Source organism: Pseudomonas sp. W17, assembly GCF_040268305.1.
Lineage (GTDB): Bacteria > Pseudomonadota > Gammaproteobacteria > Pseudomonadales > Pseudomonadaceae > Aquipseudomonas > Aquipseudomonas protegens.
Genome location: NZ_CP158490.1, coordinates 767,827 through 789,433, shown reverse-complemented (window position 1 = coordinate 789,433; position 21,607 = coordinate 767,827). Strand labels below are relative to the sequence as shown.

At 63.5% G+C, this 21,607-nt stretch carries 17 protein-coding genes; 13 read left to right on the top strand and 4 right to left on the bottom strand.

The window, feature by feature from the left end; all coding sequences use genetic code 11:
• Nucleotides 1-83: 83 nt before the first annotated feature.
• The 4 genes from speA to ABCR88_RS03460 all read right to left on the bottom strand — a co-directional run bounded on the left by speA (nt 84) and on the right by ABCR88_RS03460 (nt 4,383).
• A complete protein-coding gene (gene speA / locus ABCR88_RS03475; protein WP_053148866.1) occupies nt 84-1,997 on the bottom strand; it encodes an arginine decarboxylase in 1,914 nt (637 codons plus the stop codon).
• A 222-nt stretch (nt 1,998-2,219) separates the two neighbouring features.
• The gene (locus ABCR88_RS03470) at nt 2,220-2,591 is read right to left on the bottom strand and encodes a translation initiation factor Sui1 (RefSeq protein ID WP_015634001.1); all 372 of its coding nucleotides are present in this window, start codon (nt 2,589-2,591) and stop codon (nt 2,220-2,222) included.
• A 184-nt stretch (nt 2,592-2,775) separates the two neighbouring features.
• Nucleotides 2,776-3,312 carry an NUDIX hydrolase gene (locus ABCR88_RS03465; RefSeq protein WP_011059046.1) on the bottom strand — a complete coding sequence of 179 codons (537 nt, stop codon included), beginning with the start codon at nt 3,310-3,312 and terminating at the stop codon, nt 2,776-2,778.
• 3 nt (nt 3,313-3,315) lie between these two features.
• A complete protein-coding gene (locus tag ABCR88_RS03460) occupies nt 3,316-4,383 on the bottom strand; it encodes a DUF2333 family protein (RefSeq protein WP_011059045.1) in 1,068 nt (355 codons plus the stop codon).
• 288 nt (nt 4,384-4,671) lie between these two features.
• Here ABCR88_RS03460 and gcbA point away from each other — a divergent pair, with 288 nt between their 5' ends.
• The 13 genes from gcbA (at nt 4,672) to ABCR88_RS03395 (ending at nt 21,601) form a co-directional block, all read left to right on the top strand.
• The gene (gcbA, locus tag ABCR88_RS03455) at nt 4,672-6,339 is read left to right on the top strand and encodes a diguanylate cyclase GcbA (protein WP_015634000.1); all 1,668 of its coding nucleotides are present in this window, start codon (nt 4,672-4,674) and stop codon (nt 6,337-6,339) included.
• Between the two features lie 53 nt (nt 6,340-6,392).
• A complete protein-coding gene (locus ABCR88_RS03450) occupies nt 6,393-8,354 on the top strand; it encodes a methyl-accepting chemotaxis protein (protein ID WP_350404121.1) in 1,962 nt (653 codons plus the stop codon).
• Between the two features lie 230 nt (nt 8,355-8,584).
• Complete coding sequence (gene aroQ, locus ABCR88_RS03445; RefSeq protein WP_011059042.1) at nt 8,585-9,037, top strand: type II 3-dehydroquinate dehydratase; 453 nt, start codon at nt 8,585-8,587, stop codon at nt 9,035-9,037.
• 48 nt (nt 9,038-9,085) lie between these two features.
• On the top strand, nt 9,086-9,547 hold the full coding sequence (gene accB / locus ABCR88_RS03440) for an acetyl-CoA carboxylase biotin carboxyl carrier protein (protein ID WP_015633997.1): 462 nt from the start codon (nt 9,086-9,088) through the stop codon (nt 9,545-9,547).
• A gap of 17 nt (nt 9,548-9,564) precedes the next feature.
• Nucleotides 9,565-10,926: an acetyl-CoA carboxylase biotin carboxylase subunit gene (accC, locus tag ABCR88_RS03435; RefSeq protein WP_015633996.1), complete on the top strand. Its 1,362-nt coding sequence runs from the start codon at nt 9,565-9,567 to the stop codon at nt 10,924-10,926.
• 226 nt (nt 10,927-11,152) lie between these two features.
• On the top strand, nt 11,153-12,031 hold the full coding sequence (gene prmA, locus ABCR88_RS03430) for a 50S ribosomal protein L11 methyltransferase (RefSeq protein ID WP_011059039.1): 879 nt from the start codon (nt 11,153-11,155) through the stop codon (nt 12,029-12,031).
• Nucleotides 12,032-12,061: 30 nt separating this feature from the next.
• Nucleotides 12,062-13,360, top strand: a complete 1,299-nt coding sequence (locus ABCR88_RS03425) for a DUF3426 domain-containing protein (RefSeq protein ID WP_283991131.1) — start codon at nt 12,062-12,064, stop codon at nt 13,358-13,360.
• 195 nt (nt 13,361-13,555) lie between these two features.
• The gene (gene dusB, locus ABCR88_RS03420; RefSeq protein ID WP_011059037.1) at nt 13,556-14,569 is read left to right on the top strand and encodes a tRNA dihydrouridine synthase DusB; all 1,014 of its coding nucleotides are present in this window, start codon (nt 13,556-13,558) and stop codon (nt 14,567-14,569) included.
• Complete coding sequence (gene fis / locus ABCR88_RS03415) at nt 14,566-14,886, top strand: DNA-binding transcriptional regulator Fis (RefSeq protein WP_003186237.1); 321 nt, start codon at nt 14,566-14,568, stop codon at nt 14,884-14,886. The genes dusB and fis overlap by 4 nt, the downstream gene beginning before the upstream one ends.
• Nucleotides 14,887-14,968: 82 nt before the next feature.
• Complete coding sequence (purH, locus tag ABCR88_RS03410; protein ID WP_350404119.1) at nt 14,969-16,576, top strand: bifunctional phosphoribosylaminoimidazolecarboxamide formyltransferase/IMP cyclohydrolase; 1,608 nt, start codon at nt 14,969-14,971, stop codon at nt 16,574-16,576.
• 189 nt (nt 16,577-16,765) lie between these two features.
• Nucleotides 16,766-18,055 (top strand): phosphoribosylamine--glycine ligase, encoded by a 1,290-nt coding sequence (purD, locus tag ABCR88_RS03405; protein WP_041115709.1) that lies wholly within the window; start codon nt 16,766-16,768, stop codon nt 18,053-18,055.
• 98 nt (nt 18,056-18,153) lie between these two features.
• A complete protein-coding gene (locus ABCR88_RS03400; RefSeq protein WP_041115707.1) occupies nt 18,154-20,940 on the top strand; it encodes a hybrid sensor histidine kinase/response regulator in 2,787 nt (928 codons plus the stop codon).
• A 64-nt stretch (nt 20,941-21,004) separates the two neighbouring features.
• Nucleotides 21,005-21,601, top strand: a complete 597-nt coding sequence (locus ABCR88_RS03395) for a MarC family protein (RefSeq protein WP_011059033.1) — start codon at nt 21,005-21,007, stop codon at nt 21,599-21,601.
• The last annotated feature ends 6 nt before the right edge of the window (nt 21,602-21,607 follow it).

The window sequence follows — 21,607 nt, the reverse complement described above, 5'->3', positions numbered from 1 at the left end:
TCGTGCCCGCAGGCCGCACAGCCTGAATTGCGGGCAAAAAAAACCCACCGCAAGCGGTGGGTTTCCAGGGTTCGCCGGGGCTGTCAGGAAGACAGGTAGGACGAACGGGTCAGGCCCAGGCGCAATGCGTCAAGGAACTGGGTACGCTCGGCGGCGCTGATCTTGGCGCTGGCCACCTTGTCGCGGTAGTGGGTCATCAACTCCTCCGGCGACAGGTGCACGTAGCGCAGCATGTCTTCGATGGTGTCGTGGGTCTCGATCCCGGCGTGGTACACGCTGCCATTGGCCCGCTGGTAGATGTTCACCGAGTCGGTGTCACCGAACAGGTTGTGCATGTCACCAAGGATTTCCTGGTAGGCGCCCACCAGGAAGATCCCCAGCAGGTAGTCCTCGCCCTCGTTGAGGCCGTGTACCGGCAGGCTGGTCTCGATGCTCTGCTCGTCGACGTACTGCTTGATCTTGCCGTCGGAGTCGCAGGTCAGGTCCTGCAGCACCGCGCGGCGCAGCGGCTCTTCGTCGAGGCGGTGCAGCGGCAGGATCGGCAGGACCTGGCCGATGGCCCAGGTGTCCGGCAGGCTCTGGAATACCGAGAAGTTGCAGATGTACTTGTCGGCCAGCTTGTCGTTGAGTTCGTCCAGCACCTGGCGGTGGGAACGCTGGCGCGCCTTGAGCGAGTTGTGCAGGCGCCGGCATACGGCGAAGTAGCACTGCTCGGCCAGGGCTTTCTCGGCCAGGGTCAGCTTGCCGTCGGCGTACTGGGCGGCCACGTCGCTCATGTAGTGAGTGGCTCGCCAGTAGGTTTCGGTGACCATTTCAATGTCAGTCGGGCCCAGCAGGTCCACCAGCCATTGCACGGTTTCCGGCAGCTCTTCCTTGTTTTCGATCTTCGGCACGTCGTCGTTGTGTTTCTCGACGTCGGTGACCTGCACCACCAGCATGGCGTGGTGGGCGGTCAGGGAGCGGCCGCTCTCGGAGAAGATGTGCGGGTGCGGCAGGTTCTGCGCGTCGCAGAATTCCTTGAGCATGCCCACCACCACGCCGGCGTAGTCGTCCATGTCGTAGTTGATCGAGCTGGCGTTGCGCGAGTGGGTGCCGTCGTAGTCCACACCCAGGCCGCCGCCGACGTCGATGTGGTCCACCGGCAGGCCGAGGTTGCGCAACTCGCCGTAGTAGCGGATCGCTTCCTTGAAGCCGTGCTGGTAGTCCGCCAGGTTGGCGATCTGCGAGCCCATGTGGAAGTGCAGCAGGCGGATGCCCTGGTCCAGGCCGGCGGCGCGGAAACGCTCCACCACCGACAGCAGTTGCGCCGCCGACAGGCCGAACTTGGACTTTTCACCACCGGTGTCGGCCCACTTGCTCGACGCCAGGGACGACAGGCGCACCCGCAGGCCCACCTGTGGCTTGACCTTGAGGGAGGCCGCTTCCTCGATCACCAGGCCCACTTCGGACTCTTTCTCGATGACGATGAACACGTTGTGGCCCAGCTTCTGGCCCATCAGCGCCAGGCGGATGAACTCGCGATCCTTGTAGCCGTTGCAGACAATGGTGCCGCCCTTGGGCGCCAGGGCCAGGACCGCCAGCAGCTCCGGCTTGGAGCCGGCTTCCAGGCCGATGGAAACATTCTGGGTAGCGATGATGTTCTCGATCACCGCTTCTTGCTGGTTGACCTTGATCGGGTACAGCGCGGTGTACTTGCTCTGGTATTCCAGGCGCCCGATGTTGGCATCGAAGGCACCGGTCAGCTGGCGCACGCGGTCCTGGAGGATGTCCGGGAAGCGCACCAGCAACGGCAGGGACAAGCCGCTCTTGCGCAGCTCCTCGACCTGCTCGAACAGATCGATGGGCAAGCTGCTCGGGCCGTTCGGACGAACTTCGACGCGACCGGCGTCATTGATCGCGAAATACCCGGCCCCCCAATGGCGAATCCCGTAGACACTGCGGCTGTCCGCAACTGTCCATTGGCTGCCATCGTCTTTACGTGTGCGTCGTACGGACATCGAAGTCCCCTATAAAGAAGTCATAGAGCGCCGCCCCACTCCAGGGCTGGCGCAGTCTAAAGAATGAAAATGACGATTAGCCTGCAAGCGCAATAGACCGCGCCCGCCGTGCCGAGTTTAGAAACCGTTCATGAACAGGCTCTGTGAAAACCATGGAGACGACGCCGGTGTCCTGAGCGAATCAAGACAGGGTCCAGTCACAGGTGGTTTTCACAGAGGCTGCTAGCCGCCGGACTTCTTCGCCTTGAAACCGTGCTTGACCAGTTCCGCCAAGAGTAGCTCGACATGGTCGCCCTGGATTTCGATGACGCCGTCTTTCAGGGCGCCGCCGGTACCACAGCGTTTCTTCAGCGTCGTGGCCAGCTCCTTGAGGGCATCTTCGGCCAGGGGCACGCCGGTGATGGTGGTCACCGTCTTGCCGCCACGGCCCTTGCTTTCGCGGCGCACGCGGGCAATGCCGTCGCCGGCCGGGATCACGGTTTGTTTGCAGATACAGGCGGCTACCGGCTGGCTACAGTCCGGGCAATGTCGACCTGCGTCGGTGGAAAATACCAGGCCACCAAGGGCGGCGAAGGATGCGGCTTTTTTGGCCACCGGCAATCCTCTTGGGAGGACAAAGACTGGTCGAAGCACATAGCGGTGCCATCGACCGCGAAGCCCCACTCAGGCAGGGGCAGCGCTACTGAACCAGGGCAGCCTGGTTCAGCTTGAAAAGTCGCGCAGTGTAACGGCAAAAAGCCCGGTTGCTAAGAGCCAATCAGCGCCAATTTATGCAACTTTAGCGACGCCGTGCCAGATAGCGCTGCAGGGCAGCCAGGGAGTCCGGGCAATAGGGCTTTTCGTGGATTTCCCGCAGCACCTGATCCAGTGGCATGAAGTGCGCTTCCAGGACTTCTTCCGGCTGCAATCGCAGCGGGCCGTCCCACACCGCACAGAACGCCGAGCACCAGAGGCGGTTGCCGGTGTCCTCGAAGAAGAAATGATCGTGGGCGACCAGCTCCACCCCGCTCACCCCCAGCTCCTCCTCCAGTTCCCGGGCAGCCGACTCCGCGTAGCTCTCGCTGGCCAGGACCATGCCGCCGGCGGCGACGTCCCAGTAGCCCGGGTAGATGGCCTTGCTCAGGGTTCGCCGGTGCACGCACAGCTCACCGGCGGAGTTGAACAGCATGATGTAGGTGCCACGCCCGATCAGGCCGCGCTCGCGCAACTCGGAACGGACCATGGCACCCAGCAACTGGTCTTCACCATCGACCCAGGCAATCTGTTCTGCATCGGAGGCGGCGCGGTGGGCCGCCTCTTTGTCGGTTGCGACCATGGATCAGCCTTGATTGAGCAATTGACGCAAGTCGATGACCGCCGCGTTGGCCCGGGAAATATAGTTGGCCATCACCAGCGAGTGGTTGGCCAGCACGCCGAAGCCGCTGCCATTGAGAATCATCGGGCTCCAGACCGGCTCCTGGGACGCTTCCAGTTCGCGAATGATCTGGCGCACGCTGACGGTGGCGTTCTTCTTCGCCAGCACATCGGCGAAGTCCACCTCGATGGCCCGCAGCAGGTGCGACAGCGCCCAGGCCTGGCCACGGGCTTCGTAGAATACGTTGTCGATCTGCATCCACGGGGTTTCCACCACTTCTTCATCGACCTGCGGGCCCTGGCCCGGGGCCGGCACTTCGGTCTTCAGAGCAGTATTGAGCTTGACCCGGCCGACACTGGCCGACAGGCGCTGGGACAGCGAGCCCAGGCGCGTGCCAACGTCACCCAGCCAGTTGTTGAGGTTGTCGGCGCGGGCATAGAACTGCGCGGTCTTCTGGTTCGGATCGGACAGACGCGCCTGGTAGCGGCTCAGGGAGTTGATGCCTTCCTGGTACTCCGATTCGCTGGACGGCAGAATCCAGCTCTTGTTGTCGAAGTTGAAGCGCGGCTCGGCCTTGGCCAGGTCGGCGTCTTCGGCGGACTGCGACTGGGAACGGGCGAAGTCCTTGCGCAGGGCACGGGTCAGGTCGCGGACCTGGACCAGCACGCCGTATTCCCAGCTCGGCATGTTGTCCATCCACAGCCCTGGTGGAAAACGGTCGTTGGAAATGTAGCCACCCGGCTTGTCCAGCAGGGTGCCGACCACGGTCTTCAGGGTTTCCACGGTGGTGTAGCCCACCACCATCTGTCGGCCTTCCTTCTCGGCGGCGATCTGGGCGTTCTGCTGGACCGGGAACAGCGCCGGCTCCTGGCTCCAGTACCAGCCCAGGGCACCGGTGACCAGCAGATACAGGCCCAGCAAGGTGGCCAGGGCACGACTGAACAGCAGGCCACCGAAATAGCTGCGTGTCGCCGACTTGGGTTCGGCAGCACGATCCGGCGCGCTGCCTGCGCGATTCTTCCAATCCAGCATGGCTATGTCCTTTCAATCACTTGAGTTCATCGGTTCGACCACAACCCTACTCCATCGTGCCTTGCCTTGACGGGATAAATCTTCCGGCAAATGCGCGCCGCGCAATGATTGCGAATCAGCTGGCCACTATAAATGAAGCACAGTCCGGAGCCTACGCGACCAGTCGGTCAGGAACTGAATAACGTCGCTTTGCACATTATTGACGTACGACACTCATGGGACACAAAAGTGGTGCTAGCATAGAGCCACCAGTCGATCTCAGCATGCACCCTAACTAGTAGTCAGGATATGACCGAGCCAGAAGACCCCAGCCGTGAGCGCCTCAAGCACCACTTTGCCCAGCGGGTAATTCATCAGGCACGTCAGATTCTTGAGATATGGCAGCGTCTGCAACGTAGCGAATGGTCGACCACCGACATGTCGGAGCTGTGCGAGGCCAACCTGCGCCTGCTGCGCTTCGCCGAACGTTTCGAACAACCCGAACATACCCAGCTGGCCCGCAGCATCAGCCAGTCCCTGGAAGCGGTGGACGCCAACCGTGGCCGCCTCAGTAGCAACCTGATCACCGACCTCAACCGCCTGATGCAGCGCCTGTCGCGCACCGGGCTGCGCCACGGCGACCAACTGGAACAGACCTTCCTGCCGCCCCTGCGCAAGCCGATCTACGTGATGCTGCAGGACCACGACCGGGCCGAGCGCCTGGCCAAGCAGCTGGAATTCTTCGGCCTCAGCGCCCAGTCCCTGGACAGCATTCCGGCCTTTCGTTCGTCCATGGTCGAACGCCTGCCGGCGGCCATCGTCATCGATGTGGATTTCTGCGGTGCCGGCATGGGCCTGACCCTGGCCGCCGAGGCCCAGGTCGGCCTGGAGCAGAAACTCCCGCTGCTGTTCTTCAGCCTGCATGAAACCGACACCCCGACGCGCCTGGCCGCAGTGCGCGCCGGCGGCCAGGAATTCCTCACCGGCACCCTGGAAGCCTCCAGCCTGCTGGAAAAAATCGAAGTACTGACCTGCGTCGCCCAGTACGAACCCTATAAGGTGCTGATCATCGACGACTCCCGGGCCCAGGCGCTGCACACCGAGCGCCTGCTCAACAGCGCCGGGATCGTCACCCGCACCCTGATCGAACCGATCCAGGCCATGGCCGAGCTGGCGGACTTCCAGCCTGACCTGATCATTCTCGACATGTACATGCCGGCCTGCACCGGCACCGAGCTGGCCAAGGTAATCCGCCACAACGACCGCTACGTCAGCGTGCCGATCATCTACCTGTCCGCCGAGGACGACCTGGACAAGCAGCTGGACGCCATGAGCGAAGGCGGCGACGACTTTCTCACCAAGCCGATCAAGCCCCGGCACCTGATCACCACCGTGCGCAACCGCGCGGCCCGGGCGCGCAACCTCAAGGCGCGGATGGTCCGCGACAGCCTCACCGGCCTGTACAACCACACACATATCCTGCAACTGCTGGAAGACTGCAGTTTCCGCGCCCGTCGCGAGGGCAAGCCGCTGAGCTTCGCCATGCTGGATATCGACCACTTCAAGCGGGTCAACGACAGCCACGGCCACCCCATGGGCGACCGGGTGATCAAGAGCCTGGCGCTGTTTCTCAAACAGCGCCTGCGCAAGACCGACTTCATCGGCCGCTACGGCGGCGAAGAATTTGCCATTGTCATGCCCGACACCGACCAGGACGCCGCGTGCAAGGTTCTGGACGAAATCCGCCAGCGCTTTGCCGAGATCCACTACCCGGCCCAGCCCCAGGACCTGTGGTGCACCTTCAGCGCCGGGGTGGTGGAAATGCAGGAGGATTCCGACAGCCTGATGATGGCCAGCCAGGCCGACGAAGCCCTGTATCGAGCCAAGCATGGCGGGCGCAATCGGGTCCAGGCCGCGCGATCAAGTCAAAGTGCCATCTTTTCATCCGAATCCACCGATTCGGTCATAACCTTGTAATACAAACGCAATAAATTCAGGCGCTTACCATTTAAGCCGTTGGTAGAGCCCCGATGCGCCTGAAGCTGCTGACCAATCTCAATACCCTGCTGCTCGTTGCCGTTTGCCTCGCCCTGGGGGCGACGCTCTGGTGGTCGCAACGGGCCCTGGAACGCCCCTATCTATTGATGGAGCGCTACCTGGGGCTGTCCCAGCAGTTTCAGAACCAGGTGGCGCGCAATATCGAAGACTACCTGGCCAGCGGCGATGCCCTGCGCCTGAGCAGCGCGGCCCAGGCCCTGGAAACCCTGCAGGGCGAGCTGGGCGAACTGCCGCCACCGCTGGCGCAAAGCCTGCGCCCGAGCCTGGCCAGCCTCGACGACTTCAGCAAGACCGACCTGCTGGCCGCCGGCAAGCTGGCAGGCGATCCCCAGGCCCTGCTGTTGCAGGCCGAACGCGAGCTGGGCGCCAACCTGGAGCAGCTCAGCCAGTACGCCAGCGGGGCCAAGAGCGCGGAAGCGGCGAACTACCTGCCTTTGTTGCTCACCGCCTCCCAGCACCTGGGCAAGCTCTCCCTGGCCCGGGACAAGCTGGTGAGCAGTGGCCGCAGCGAGCTGGCCGCCGATGTGGAACGGGAAGTGAGCAGCATCCGCGCCCAGGCCGATCGGCTCGAAGCCCTGCCTTTATTGGGCGTGGCCGCCAGCAGCGAATCGGGCACCGATGATTTCGCCGCCATGATGGGCCTGGAAAACACCGAGAAAGCCGCCGCCGAAGATGCCGGCATAGGCTTCAAGCGTGAACTCAACAGCTTGCTCAGCCGCTATCCGGCAGAACTGCAACGCACCCGCGAGCAGATCCAGAAGCGCGCCGACCTGAGCGCCGCAACCCTGCTGAAGATCAATGCCGTGCGCCAGGCCATCGCCGAGCTGGAACCGGCGGTACGGGCCCAGCACGGGCAGATCCAGGGCGAAGTGCGGCTGATGCAGGGGCTGATGATCGGCCTGATCCTGTTGATCGCCCTGGTGATCGACACCTTGCAGCGCAAGCTGGCCCGGGTTCTGACCAACCTCGCCCCGGCGCTGTCGACCTGGGCCGAAGGCGACTTCAGCCGACCGATCCAGCTGGGCAAGACCAACCGCGAACTGCATGACATCGAGGAATCCCTGAACCGCCTGCGGGCCTACCTGGTGGACCTGGTGGGCACCATCCGCCAGAACGCCGAACAAGTGGCCGGCAGCAGCCGTGCCCTGGCCGACCTGAGCAGCGGCCTGCACAGCGGCGCCGAGCGCCAGGCCGGCGACACCGCACAGATCCGCGATGCCCTGGGCGAACTGGAAGCCACCATCCAGCAGGTCGCCGGGGACGCCAGCCAGGCCGCTGACGCCAGCCGCAGTGCTGGCCTCGCAGTGCAGCAGGGGCAGAAAGTCATAGGCCTGAGCCTCACCGGGCTGCACGCCCTTGTCGGGGAAGTCCAGGGCAACGCACAGATGATCGAACACCTGGCGCAGGAATCCGCCACCATCGGCGGCGTGCTGACGGTGATCCGCTCCATCGCCGACCAGACCAACCTGCTGGCCCTCAACGCCGCCATCGAAGCCGCTCGCGCCGGGGAAATGGGCCGCGGTTTTGCCGTGGTTGCCGAAGAAGTACGCTCCCTGGCCCAGCGCACCGCCGGGGCCACCGCGCAGATCCAGACCCTGATCGCCGGCCTGCAGGCCGCCGCCCAGCAATCGGTACAAGGCATGCGCGCCCAGGTCGAGCACGCCGAGGCCACCGCCGGCCAGGCCCAGGCCGCCGATGGCGCCCTGGACGAAATCGTCGGGGCGATCCAGACCATCGCCGATACCGCCGTGCGGATTGCCGATGTCACTGCCCAGCAGAGCGGCGCGGTGAGCGAAATCCGCGATCACAGCGAACGCATCCACCAGTTGGGTGGCGACAACCTGCTGCGCATCGGCGAAGGCCGGGCCCAGGGCGAAAACCTGCTGGACCTGGGCGGGCAATTGCATACGGCAGTCCAAGCGTTCCGCGTCTAGGCTCTGAAACGGGCGCGCAAACCACAACCCGCCGCCATCAGCGACGAAACGGGCGACAAGAAGCACGCCCCCCTTCTTGAGGGCAAATGACCGGATTTAATCTGTCGGTCACATATTTTGCGCAAACATCGGTCATCGTGCTGGCTATTGCAGAGAACTGGACAGTCATAAAGTCTTTCCGGCATAGTCGCCGGGTTCTGACAACAGCCCCCGATAACAAGGAACAACCGATGGCCACCCTACTGGTTCTTCACGGACCCAACCTGAACCTGCTCGGCACCCGTGAACCGGGGGTCTACGGTGCAACTACCCTGGCCCAGATCAATCAGGACCTGGAGCAACGGGCCCGTGATGCCGGGCACCATCTGCAGTACCTGCAGAGCAATGCCGAGTACGAATTGATCGAGCGCATCCATGCCGCCCGCGATGAAGGCGTGGATTTCATTTTGATCAATCCAGCAGCTTTTACGCATACAAGCGTCGCATTACGTGACGCGCTGCTGGCGGTGAGCATCCCATTCATCGAAGTGCATTTGTCCAACGTGCACAAACGCGAACCTTTCCGTCATCACTCCTACTTCTCCGATGTTGCGGTGGGAGTGATCTGCGGCCTTGGCGCCAGCGGTTACCGACTGGCCCTGGAGGCCGCCCTAGAACAGCTTGAACGTCAGGCAAACGCTTGAACGACAAGCGATAAACGCCCCTGACCGACCCTTGGGAGTTGATGATTCATGGATATCCGTAAAGTTAAGAAACTGATCGAACTGCTGGAAGAGTCCGGCATCGACGAGCTGGAGATCAAGGAAGGCGAAGAGTCCGTACGCATCAGCCGCCACAGCAAGACTCCAGCCCAGCAGTACTACGCACCGGCTCCGGTTGCCGCTCCAGTGGCTGCGCCTGCCGCTGCCGCTCCTGCTGCTGCCGCCGCTCCTGCAGCACCGGCCGCACCCGCGCTGAACGGCACCGTGGCCCGTTCGCCAATGGTCGGTACTTTCTACCGCAAGTCTTCGCCTACCTCGCCAGCCTTCGTTGAAGTCGGCCAGAGCGTGAAGAAGGGCGACACCCTGTGCATCGTCGAAGCAATGAAGATGATGAACCACATCGAAGCTGAAACCAGCGGTGTGATCGAGTCCATTCTTGTCGAAGACGGCCAGCCGGTTGAGTACGACCAACCGCTGTTCACCATCGTTTGAACCGCGGAGAGTCTTTGATGTTGAAGCCTGCGAAGTTGGAAAAAGTCCTGATCGCCAACCGCGGCGAAATCGCCCTGCGGATCCTGCGTGCCTGCAAGGAAATGGGGATCAAGACCGTAGCCGTCTACTCCAAGGCCGACAAGGAGCTGATGCACCTGGGCCTGGCGGACGAATCGGTATGCATCGGCCCTGCGCAAGCCGCGCAGTCCTACCTGCACATCCCGGCCATCATCGCGGCCGCTGAAGTCACTGGCGCCACGGCGATCCACCCTGGCTACGGCTTCCTCGCGGAAAACGCCGACTTCGCCGAACAGGTGGAAAACTCCGGCTTCGCCTTCATCGGCCCGAAAGCCGAGACCATCCGCCTGATGGGCGACAAGGTTTCCGCCAAGCACGCCATGATCGCTGCCGGCGTACCGACGGTTCCAGGTTCCGACGGCCCGCTGCCGGAAGACGAGGAAACCGCCCTGCGCATCGGCCGTGAAGTCGGCTACCCGGTGATCATCAAGGCCGCCGGTGGCGGTGGTGGTCGCGGCATGCGCGTGGTGCACAAGGAAGAAGACCTGATCGCCTCGGCGAAGCTGACCCGCTCCGAAGCCGGCGCGGCGTTCGGCAACCCGATGGTCTACCTGGAGAAGTTCCTGACCAACCCACGTCACGTGGAAGTCCAGGTGCTGTCCGACGGCCAGGGCAATGCCATCCACCTGGGCGACCGCGACTGCTCGCTGCAGCGTCGGCACCAGAAGGTCCTCGAAGAAGCGCCGGCACCGGGCATCGACGAGACCGCCCGCCAGGAAGTCTTCGCCCGCTGCGTCAAGGCGTGCATCGACATCGGCTACCGTGGCGCCGGCACGTTCGAGTTCCTCTACGAGAACGGCCGCTTCTACTTCATCGAGATGAACACTCGCGTGCAGGTAGAGCACCCGGTATCGGAAATGGTGACCGGTATCGACATCGTCAAGGAAATGCTCAGCATTGCCGCCGGCAACAAGCTGTCGTTCACCCAGGACGACGTCGTGATCCGCGGCCACGCGCTGGAATGCCGGATCAACGCCGAAGACCCGAAAACCTTCATGCCAAGCCCAGGCACGGTCAAGCATTTCCATGCCCCGGGCGGCAACGGCGTGCGCGTCGACTCGCACCTGTACAGCGGCTACGCGGTTCCACCGAACTACGATTCGTTGATCGGCAAGCTGATCACCTACGGGGCCACCCGTGACGAAGCCATGGCGCGCATGCGCAATGCGCTGGACGAAATCGTCGTCGACGGGATCAAGACCAACATCCCGCTGCACCGCGACCTGACCCGTGACGAAGGCTTCTGCAAAGGGGGCGTGAACATTCACTACCTCGAGCACAAGCTGGCCGAGCAACACTGATCGGCACCCGCCACACCGACAAGGCCGCTTTCGAGCGGCCTTGTCGTATCCGCCGCCCCGCAGGAGCGAGCCTGCTCGCGAACCGCGCAGCGGCCATTCCCTGATCAACCGTCCTTGCGACCAAGCACAGGGCATCCCCCTCGCTCCCAAGGGGCGTCTCGCGTAAACTTGCGCGCTTCTCGCGGCCCACTAGGCTGCACATCACATATTTTCAAAGGTGCCCGCCATGCCTTGGCTGCAAGTCCGTCTCGCCATCAGCCCAGAACAAGCCGAAACCTACGAAGACGCTTTTCTTGAAGTCGGTGCCGTCTCGGTCACCTTCATGGACGCCGAGGATCAGCCGATCTTCGAACCTGAACTGAACACCACCCCACTCTGGTCCCACACCCATCTGCTGGCCCTGTTCGAGGGCGGCACCGAAGCCGCCAGCGTACTCGCCCACATGGAGCTGCTGACCGGCGGCCCGCTGCCCGAGCATCACAGCGAAGTCATCGAAGACCAGGATTGGGAGCGCAGCTGGATGGACAACTTCCAGCCCATGCGTTTCGGCCAGCGCCTGTGGATCGTTCCCAGCTGGCACGCCGCGCCGGAGCCCGAGGCAGTGAACCTGCTGCTGGACCCGGGCCTGGCCTTCGGCACCGGCACCCACCCGACCACCGCCCTGTGCCTGGAATGGCTGGACGGCCAGGACCTGAAAGACTGCAACGTGCTGGACTTCGGCTGCGGCTCGGGGATCCTGGCCATTGCCGCCCTGTTGCTGGGTGCCAAACAGGCGGTGGGCACCGACATCGACGTGCAAGCCCTGGAAGCCTCCCGTGACAATGCCGGGCGCAACGGCATTGCCGACGAGCTGTTCCCGCTCTACCTGCCCGAGCAGCTGCCCCAGGTGCAGGCCGATGTACTGGTGGCCAACATCCTGGCCGGGCCACTGGTGGCCCTGGCGCCGCAGCTTTCGGGGCTGGTCAAGTCCGGCGGGCGCCTGGCGCTTTCCGGCATCCTTGCCGAACAGGGCGAGGAAGTCGCCGCGGCTTATGCCCAGGACTTCGATCTGGACCCGATCGCCACCCTTGATGGCTGGGTGCGCATCACCGGCCGTCGGCGCTAGAATGGCCGCCTGCATAATCCGGATGGCCGCATGACCGACAGTTTCGTCACCCAGTGCCCGCATTGCCAAACCCGCTTCCGCGTCAGCCACGCCCAGTTGAGCGTGGCCCGTGGAGTGGTTCGCTGTGGCTCCTGCCTGCAGGTGTTCAACGCCGCACGGCAGTTGCTCGAGCAACGCGCGGCCAAGGAAGCTGCCACCTCGAAAGCCGCTGCCAAACCCGTAGCGCCACCGGCTGCTCCCGCAGCGACCGTGGCGCCGGCACCGGCGGCACCGGATCTGCCACCCCCCGCGGCCCCTGCCGCTCCTCAGCGCGCCATCAGCCAGAAGCAATGGTCGGCCGCCGAGATGGACCTGGATCACCTGGACCTCGATGAGGAACTGGCCAAGCTCGAACAGCGCGAAATCCAGCCAGCCAAGGCCTTTGGCCAGGAACGCGAGCACAAGGAAGGCAGCCTCAGCGCCCGGCGCGATACCCAGGACGCCGACGAGGCGCACTGGCCGGACGAACTGTTCGGCAGCGCCGCCGAACGGGACGACAGCGAGCCTTCGCCCCCCAAGGTGCAACCGGACGACGCCGAACCCAGCGCCGAACCACCCAAGCCCAGCCGCACCGAACCGTCGCTGTCGTTCAACCTCGCGGACCTGGACGACGAACCCCAGGCGCCCAGGTTGCGCCTGGACGATGACCTGGAACCTCACTCGCCTGCCAACCCGGAAGACCAGGACGACGAGCCCGCCGTCTCCGGCAAGAAGCGCCGCGAGCGCAACGAGCCCGGGGTCAAGGAAGAGGTGCTGCTGGACCTGGTGGACGACCCGCTCCACCTCGACTGGCAGAAGCGCCGCTCGCCCTGGGGCAAGCGCCTGCTCTGGCTGCTGCTGATCCTGCTGGCCGCCGGCGGCCTGGTGGGACAATACGTCGCCTATCACTTTGATGAGCTGGCCCGCCAGGACCAGTACCGTCCCTGGTTCCAGCAACTGTGCCCGGAATTCGGCTGCACGGTACCTTCCCGGGTCGACATCGCCCGGATCAAGAGCAGCAACCTGGTGGTACGCAGCCATCCGGAATTCAGCGGCGCCCTGGTGGTGGACGCCATCATCTATAACCGCGCGCCCTTCTCCCAACCCTTCCCGCTGCTTGAGCTGCGCTTCGCCGACCTCAACGGCCACCTGATCGCCAGCCGCAGCTTCAAGCCCGGGGAATACCTGGGCGGTGACTTGCAGGATGCGGCGGAAATGCCGCCGCAGACCCCGATTCACATCGCCCTGGATATTCTTGACCCCGGCCCGAAAGCGGTGAACTACAGTCTGAGTTTCCACTCGCCTGAGTGAATCGGCTGCACAAGTTCACGGACGACTCTGGATTAACGACAGTTTTATGACTGTTTCGCCTGGATTGCTCCCAGGACGCTACAGAAGAACTGTTCAGATTTTATCCAATTCAGCCTTTATCCGGTCATCGAGAGCGGGTATCATGCCAACCCTTTTTCGAACTCTCATGATCCGGCCCCACAACAGGGAAGTCCTATGTCGGCGGTACGCATCGGCCCATATACAGTGCACAACGGTTTGATTCTCGCCCCGATGGCGGGGGTTACAGACCAGCCCTTTCGTCAGCTTTGCAAGCAATTGGGCGCGGGCCTTGTAGTCTCGGAAATGGTCACCAGCGACATGAGCTTGTGGAACAGCCGCAAATCGCGGTTGCGCATGATCCACGAAGGCGATCCCGAGCCCCGCTCGGTGCAGATTGCCGGGGGTGATGCACAGATGCTGGCAGACGCCGCCCGCGCCAACGTCGAGTTGGGCGCACAGATTATTGATATCAACATGGGTTGCCCGGCCAAGAAGGTCTGCAACAAGGCCGCCGGCTCCGCGTTGCTGAAGGACGAAGCCCTGGTCAACGAGATTCTCCAGGCAGTAGTGGCCGCTGTGGATGTACCGGTCACCCTGAAGATCCGCACCGGCTGGGACCGGGAGAACAAGAACGGCCTGACGGTGGCGAAGATCGCCGAGCAGGCCGGCATCACGGCACTGGCGGTCCATGGTCGGACCCGGGCCGACCTGTACACCGGTGAAGCCGAGTACGACACCATTGCCGCGATCAAGCAGGCGGTGTCGATCCCGGTCTTTGCCAATGGCGATATCGACTCGCCGGAAAAGGCCCGGCGGGTGTTGCACGCCACCGGCGCCGACGGGCTGTTGATCGGCCGGGCCGCCCAGGGGCGGCCATGGATTTTTCGTGAGATCGAACACTTCCTCAGTACCGGTGAAACCCTCCCGGCACCGGAGCTGTTCGAGGTGGAACGTATTCTGCTAGAGCACCTGGCCGCGCTGCATGCCTTCTATGGAGATGTCATGGGCGTACGCATTGCGCGCAAGCATGTGGGCTGGTATCTCGCAACCCTGCCGGGCGCCAGGGAGTTTCGCGCCCACTTCAATCGTTTGGAAGATACGGAAGCACAATGCGCCAACGTTCGTGAGTTCTTTGCCGGACGTTACAAGAGCCTGGAAACAGGGGACGGAGAGGGGGTGGCCGCATGACGATGATGACCGAGACTTTAGTGAGTGGAACAACACCCGTGAGCGACAACGTGAATTTGAAACAGCACCTCAATACACCCAGCGAAGAAGGCCAGACCCTTCGCGGGAGTGTCGAGAAGGCGCTGCACAATTATTTCGCCCACCTTGAGGGCGCTGCCGTCACGGACGTGTACAACCTGGTGCTCTCCGAAGTCGAGGCTCCGTTGCTCGAAAGCGTGATGAACTACGTCAAGGGCAACCAGACCAAGGCCAGCGAACTCCTGGGTCTGAACCGCGGTACCCTGCGCAAGAAACTCAAGCAGTACGATTTGCTGTAAGCATTCAATCAAACCAGAAAGGCGCCCGCGTAAAAAACGGTCGCCTTTTTTGCTGACTCCTTTGCTTTTGATGGAAATTGAGATGACCGACCAGACTACCCGCCTGCCGATCCGCCGCGCCTTGATCAGTGTTTCCGACAAGACCGGGATCCTCGAATTCGCCAAGGAGCTGGAAGCCCTTGGTGTGGAGATCCTCTCCACCGGCGGGACCTTCAAACTGCTGCAGGACAACGGCGTGTCCGCAGTGGAAGTCGCGGATTACACCGGTTTCGCGGAAATGATGGATGGCCGGGTGAAGACCCTGCACCCGAAAATCCACGGCGGTATCCTCGGCCGTCGCGGCATTGACGACGCCATCATGAACGAGCACGGGATCAAGCCGATCGACCTGGTCGCGGTCAACCTCTACCCGTTCGAAGCCACCATCAACAAGCCGGGCTGCGACCTGCCGACCGCCATCGAGAACATCGACATCGGCGGCCCGACCATGGTCCGCTCGGCGGCCAAGAACCATAAGGACGTGGCCATCGTGGTCAATGCCAGCGACTACGCCGGCGTCCTGGAAAGCCTCAAGGCCGGTGGCCTGACTTACGCCCAGCGCTTCGACCTGATGCTCAAGGCCTTCGAACACACCGCTGCGTACGACGGCATGATCGCCAACTACATGGGCACCGTGAACCAGGCCGCCGAAACCCTCGGCACAGAAGGTCGCAGCGAATTCCCGCGCACCTTCAACAGCCAATTCATCAAGGCCCAGGAAATGCGCTACGGCGAGAACCCGCACCAGAGCGCGGCGTTCTACGTTGAGGCCAAACCTGCTGAAGTCGGCATCGCCACCGCGACCCAACTGCAAGGCAAAGAGCTGTCCTACAACAACGTGGCCGACACCGACGCCGCGCTGGAATGCGTGAAGAGCTTCGTCAAGCCGGCCTGCGTCATCGTCAAGCACGCCAACCCGTGCGGCGTGGCGGTCAGCCCGGACGCTGAAGGCGGTATCCGCCAGGCGTACGAACTGGCCTACGCCACCGACACCGAATCGGCCTTCGGCGGCATCATCGCCTTCAACCGCGAGCTGGATGCAGCCACCGCCAAGGCCATCGTCGAGCGTCAGTTCGTCGAAGTGATCATTGCCCCGAGCGTCAGCGAAGAAGCCCGCGCCATTGTCGCTGCCAAGGCCAACGTGCGCCTGCTGGCCTGCGGCCAGTGGTCGGCTGAGCGCGCTGCGGCCTGGGATTACAAGCGCGTCAACGGCGGCCTGCTGGTGCAGAGCCGCGACATCGGCATGATCAGTGCCGATGACCTGAAAGTCGTGACCAAGCGCGCCCCGACCGAGCAAGAGATCAACGACCTGATCTTCGCCTGGAAAGTCGCCAAGTACGTCAAGTCCAACGCCATCGTCTACGCCAAGAACCGCCAGACCATCGGTGTCGGCGCCGGCCAGATGAGCCGAGTGAACTCCGCGAGAATCGCCGCCATCAAGGCCGAGCACGCCGGCTTGCAAGTCGCCGGTTCGGTCATGGCCTCCGATGCGTTCTTCCCGTTCCGCGACGGCCTGGACAACGCCGCCAAGGTCGGCATCACCGCAGTGATCCAGCCCGGCGGCTCGATGCGTGACAACGAAGTGATTGCCGCTGCCGACGAAGCGGGCATTGCCATGGTGTTCACCGGCATGCGCCACTTCCGTCACTGATACGACAACGGTCGCACTGACACCGGCATCTGCTGCGTTGGAGCCCACCTCGATGATGCTCATTGCCAACAGGCAACTGCGCTCATCGAGGTGGGCTCCGCCTTGCATCTACCACTGTCATTGCAACCTCCTGAGGCATCCAGCTCTTCAGGTTCCAAAACAGAATTAGCGTCATCCGAGGTTTTTGAAATGAATGTACTGATCATTGGTAGCGGCGGTCGTGAACACGCTCTGGCCTGGAAAGTCGCTCAGGACCCACGGGTTCAGAAAGTGTTCGTCGCCCCAGGCAACGCCGGCACCGCCATCGAGGCCAAGTGCGAGAACGTCGCCATCGACGTCCTGGCCCTGGAGCAGCTTGCAGACTTTGCCGAGAAGAATGTGTCCCTGACCATCGTCGGCCCGGAAGTGCCGCTGGTGGCTGGCGTGGTCGACCTGTTCCGCTCCCGTGGCCTGGACTGCTTCGGCCCGACGGCCGGTGCTGCGCAGCTGGAAGGTTCGAAAGCCTTCACCAAGGATTTCCTCGCCCGCCACAAGATCCCTACTGCCGACTATCAGAACTTCACCGAGATCGAGCCGGCCCTGGCTTACCTGCGTGAAAAAGGCGCCCCGATCGTGATCAAGGCCGACGGCCTGGCCGCCGGCAAAGGCGTGATCGTGGCCATGACCCTGGCCGAAGCCGAGGAAGCGGTGCGCGACATGCTGGCCGGCAATGCCTTCGGCGACGCCGGTTCCCGCGTGGTGATCGAGGAGTTCCTCGACGGCGAGGAAGCCAGCTTTATCGTCATGGTCGACGGCAAGAACGTGCTGCCCATGGCCACCAGCCAGGACCACAAGCGCGTCGGCGACGGCGACACTGGCCCCAATACCGGTGGCATGGGCGCCTACTCCCCGGCACCGGTGGTCACTTCAGAAGTGCACCAGCGGGTGATGGATCTGGTGATCTGGCCCACCGTGCGCGGCATGGCCGAGGAAGGCAACGTCTACACCGGCTTCCTCTATGCCGGGCTGATGATCGACAAGGCCGGCAACCCGAAAGTCATCGAGTTCAACTGCCGCTTCGGCGACCCGGAAACCCAACCGGTGATGCTGCGCCTGCAATCGAGCCTGGTGCTGCTGGTGGAAGCCGCCCTGGCCCAGGCCCTGGACAAGGTCGAAGCGCAGTGGGACCCACGCCCGAGCCTGGGTATCGTTCTGGCGGCAGGCGGCTATCCTGGTGACTACGCCAAGGGCGCAGCCATCACTGGCCTGGACGCCGCGGCAGCACTGGAAGGCAAGGTGTTCCACGCCGGTACCGCACTCAAGGATGGCCAGGTCGTGACCTCCGGCGGCCGGGTACTGTGCGCTACCGCCATGGGTGACAGCGTCGACGCGGCTCAGCAACAGGCCTACCGCCTGGCGGCCGAGATCGACTGGCAGGGCTGCTTCTACCGCAAGGACATCGGCTACCGCGCCATTGCCCGCGAGCGCGGCCAGGAGTAAGGCTGTCGTTGACCCCGGCAAGGGCACACGCCCTTGCCGTGCGGTCATTACGCCGCGCATAGTTATAATCAGGCATCAACCAACGAAGGGATTTCGCCGTGCGCTGGCTCAGGATTGCCCTAGGCTTCACCGTCACCTTGCTGACCCTGCTCTGCTTGAACCCGGCCCTGGCCGCTCAAGGCAGTGGCTGGGCGGTTTTGCTCGACGAACAGGCCGACCTGCAGCTCAGTGACATCCGCTCCCCGCGCTACACCAACCAGTTCAGCCCGATCGAGCTGGACAAGCTCACCGCAGCCGAGCCCGATGGCGCCCTGTGGCTACGCTTCAAGCTGCAACCGGGAACCCATGAGCAGATCCTGCGGATCTTCGCCCCCGACCTGTCCCACCTGAACCTCTACGTGCTCGAAGGCGACAAGCTGATCGAGCAAGTGAACACCGGCTCCGGCCAGTCGCAGGCGCAAAAGCCCCTGCCCAGCAGCGACTTCATGCTGCCGCTGCCGCAAAGCGCCAAGCCACTGGACGTCTATGTACGCCTGGTGTCCGAACACGAGCTGCGCCCCTTCATCACCCTGCAATCGGCGGTGATGGGTGCGGCCGACCAGAGCCAGACGCTTATCTACGGCCTGCTCTTCGGCTGCCTGGCGATGCTGATCCTGCACAACCTCACCCGCTTCGCCTACACCCGTTCGCGCAGCAGCCTGTGGCTGGCAGCCTGCGAAGGGCTGCTGACCCTCAGCCTGCTGATGCTGCTGAACCTGTTCGGGCCCTGGCTCCCGGCCTGGGAAGCCCTGCAGACGCCGGGGGCCTATATCGCCCTGCTGCTGACCGCGCCCTGCGGGATGATGTTCGCCTACCGCTTTTTCGCCCCCCTGGGCGCCCATCCACTGAACCGCCTGCTGCTGGGCAACATCCTGCTGATCAGCCTGTTCGGCCTGTTGCTGCTGTTCGTCGATACCCTGCCTCTGAACATCATCACCTACGGTCTGGTGGCCCTGGCCGGCCTGAGCATGCTGTTCGTCGGCGGCTATCACTGGCACAAGGGCTATCGCCCGGCGCGCCTGTTCGTCGCCGCCATGGTGATCTTCAACCTCGGCACCCTGGTGATCCTGCCGGCCCTGCTGGGGCTGACCCTGGTAGCCCCGCAAGGCCTGATCGTCACCCTCTTGAGCGTGGTGTGCATCGCCGGGCTGCTGATGAGCATTGCCCTGGGCGAGCGCCAGCGCAACATCACCGAGAACCGCTTCAGCGTCAGCCGCGACCTGGCCGCCAGCACCGCCGAGGTCAATGCCAAGGCCGAGTTCCTGGCCAAGATCAGCCACGAGATCCGCACCCCGATGAACGGCGTGCTGGGCATGACCGAGCTGCTGCTGGGCACCCCGCTGTCGGTCAAGCAGCGCGATTACGTGCAGACCATCCACAGTGCCGGCAACGAGCTGCTGACCCTGATCAACGAGATCCTCGACATCTCCAAGCTGGAGTCCGGGCAGATCGAACTGGACGATGTGCAGTTCGACCTCAACGCCCTGATCGAAGACTGCCTGAGCATCTTCCGGGCCAAGGCCGAACAGCAGAACGTCGAGCTGATCAGTTTCATCCAGCCCCAGGTGCCACGGGTCATCAGCGGTGACCCGACACGCCTGCGCCAGGCCCTGCTGAGCCTGTTGGAAAATGCCCTGAAAAAGACCGATGAAGGCGAAGTGCTGATCGTCGTCGCCCTCGACGAGCGCAGCAGCAAACCGCGCTTGCGCATCGCCGTGCAGGACAGCGGCCAGCCGATGGAGGCCGAAGAGCGCGAAGCCCTGCTGCACACCGAGCTGCACAGCAAGAACTTCCTCGCCACCACCCGCCTGGGGGGCAACCTGGGGCTGGTGATCGCCCGTCAACTGATCCTGCTGATGCATGGCGAGTTCGGCATCAAGAGCGGCACCAACCAGGGCAGCACCCTGTGGCTGACCCTGCCCCTGGATGCCGAGCGCCTGGAACATCCGACCGCCGACCTCGACGGCCCCCTGCAGGGCGCGCGGGTACTGGTGGTGGACGACAACGACACCTGCCGCAAGGTGCTGGTACAGCAGTGCAGTGCCTGGGGCCTGAACGTCAGCGCCGTACCATCGGGCAAGGAAGCCCTGGCCCTGCTACGCACCAAGGCGCACCTGCGGGACTACTTCGACGTGGTATTGCTGGACCAGAACATGCCCGGCATGACCGGCATGCAACTGGCGGCGAAGATCAAGGAAGACCCGAGCCTGAACCACGACATTCTGCTGATCATGCTCACCGGCATCAGCAATGCGCCGAGCAAGGTGATTGCACGTAATGCCGGGATCAAGCGCATCCTCGCCAAGCCAGTGGCCGGCTACACCCTCAAGACCACCCTGGCGGACGAACTCAATCAGCGCGACAAGGCCCCCGCCGCCCCCTACAACCAGCCGGCGCACGCTGCCCAAGCCCCGGCGCCAGTCACCGTGCCCAGCGACTTCCGCATCCTGGTGGCCGAGGACAACAGCATTTCCACCAAGGTCATCCGCGGCATGCTCGGCAAGCTCAACCTGCAGCCCGATACCGCCAGCAACGGCGAGGAAGCCTTGCAGGCAATGAAAGCCAACCGCTACGACCTGGTACTGATGGATTGCGAAATGCCGGTGCTCGACGGCTTCTCCGCCACCCAGCAACTGCGCGCCTGGGAAGTCGGCAACCAGCGGGTACGCACCCCGGTAGTGGCGCTCACCGCGCACATCCTCGCCGAGCACAAGGAGCGCGCGCGCCAGGCCGGCATGGACGGGCACATGGCCAAGCCCGTGGAGCTCTCGCAACTGCGGGAACTGGTGGAACACTGGGTGACCCAGCGCGACCTGCGCGAGCGCAGCACCGCGCACACCAGTTGAGCCGACAGGCTCTGCGGCGCCTGTTAAACTCTCGCTCGCCCTCCTTTAGTCGTGAGCTCCCACCATGCTCCACGTGCTGTTCAGCGTTTACCTGAAGATGCTGGTGCTCTACAGCCCCTTCTTCGTGCTCTCGTGCTTCATCAGCCTGACCCGCGGCTATTCGCTCAAGGAGCGCCGGCGCCTGGCCTGGAAAGTGGCCCTGGCGACCCTGGTCTCCAGCATCCTGCTGTACCTGTTCGGCCGGGTGATCTTCGGCGTGTTCGGCATCACCGTGGACGCTTTCCGCATCGGCGCCGGCAGCGTGCTGTTCATCTCTGCCCTGGGCATGGCCCAGGGCAAATCGGCGGTGCAGACCGACAACGTGCAGCAGGACGTGACCATAGTCCCGCTGACCATTCCCCTGACCGTGGGCCCGGGCACCATCGGCGCCCTGCTGGTGATGGGCGTCAGCCAGCCGCACTGGGACGACAAGCTCACCGCCATCCTCAGCATCGCCCTGGCCAGCCTCACCGTGGGGGTGGTGCTGTACCTGTCCAACCGCATCGAACGCATCCTCGGCGACCAGGGCTTGCAGATCGTCAGCCGGTTGATGGGACTGTTCGTCTGCGCCCTGGCGGCGCAGATCATCTTCACCGGGGTCAGGGGCTACCTGGTCCCTTAGGGCCCC

Bases quoted from the DNA above. Each gene is read 5' to 3' on its own strand.
- speA (WP_053148866.1), bottom strand. From the start codon at position 1,997: ATGTCCGTACGACGCACACGTAAAGACGATGGCAGCCAATGGACAGTT.
- ABCR88_RS03465 (WP_011059046.1), bottom strand. From the start codon at position 3,312: ATGGTCGCAACCGACAAAGAGGCGGCCCACCGCGCCGCCTCCGATGCA.
- ABCR88_RS03460 (WP_011059045.1), bottom strand. From the start codon at position 4,383: ATGCTGGATTGGAAGAATCGCGCAGGCAGCGCGCCGGATCGTGCTGCC.
- gcbA (WP_015634000.1), top strand. From the start codon at position 4,672: ATGACCGAGCCAGAAGACCCCAGCCGTGAGCGCCTCAAGCACCACTTT.
- ABCR88_RS03450 (WP_350404121.1), top strand. From the start codon at position 6,393: ATGCGCCTGAAGCTGCTGACCAATCTCAATACCCTGCTGCTCGTTGCC.
- aroQ (WP_011059042.1), top strand. From the start codon at position 8,585: ATGGCCACCCTACTGGTTCTTCACGGACCCAACCTGAACCTGCTCGGC.
- accB (WP_015633997.1), top strand. From the start codon at position 9,086: ATGGATATCCGTAAAGTTAAGAAACTGATCGAACTGCTGGAAGAGTCC.
- accC (WP_015633996.1), top strand. From the start codon at position 9,565: ATGTTGAAGCCTGCGAAGTTGGAAAAAGTCCTGATCGCCAACCGCGGC.
- prmA (WP_011059039.1), top strand. From the start codon at position 11,153: ATGCCTTGGCTGCAAGTCCGTCTCGCCATCAGCCCAGAACAAGCCGAA.
- ABCR88_RS03425 (WP_283991131.1), top strand. From the start codon at position 12,062: ATGACCGACAGTTTCGTCACCCAGTGCCCGCATTGCCAAACCCGCTTC.
- dusB (WP_011059037.1), top strand. From the start codon at position 13,556: ATGTCGGCGGTACGCATCGGCCCATATACAGTGCACAACGGTTTGATT.
- fis (WP_003186237.1), top strand. From the start codon at position 14,566: ATGACGATGATGACCGAGACTTTAGTGAGTGGAACAACACCCGTGAGC.
- purH (WP_350404119.1), top strand. From the start codon at position 14,969: ATGACCGACCAGACTACCCGCCTGCCGATCCGCCGCGCCTTGATCAGT.
- purD (WP_041115709.1), top strand. From the start codon at position 16,766: ATGAATGTACTGATCATTGGTAGCGGCGGTCGTGAACACGCTCTGGCC.
- ABCR88_RS03395 (WP_011059033.1), top strand. From the start codon at position 21,005: ATGCTCCACGTGCTGTTCAGCGTTTACCTGAAGATGCTGGTGCTCTAC.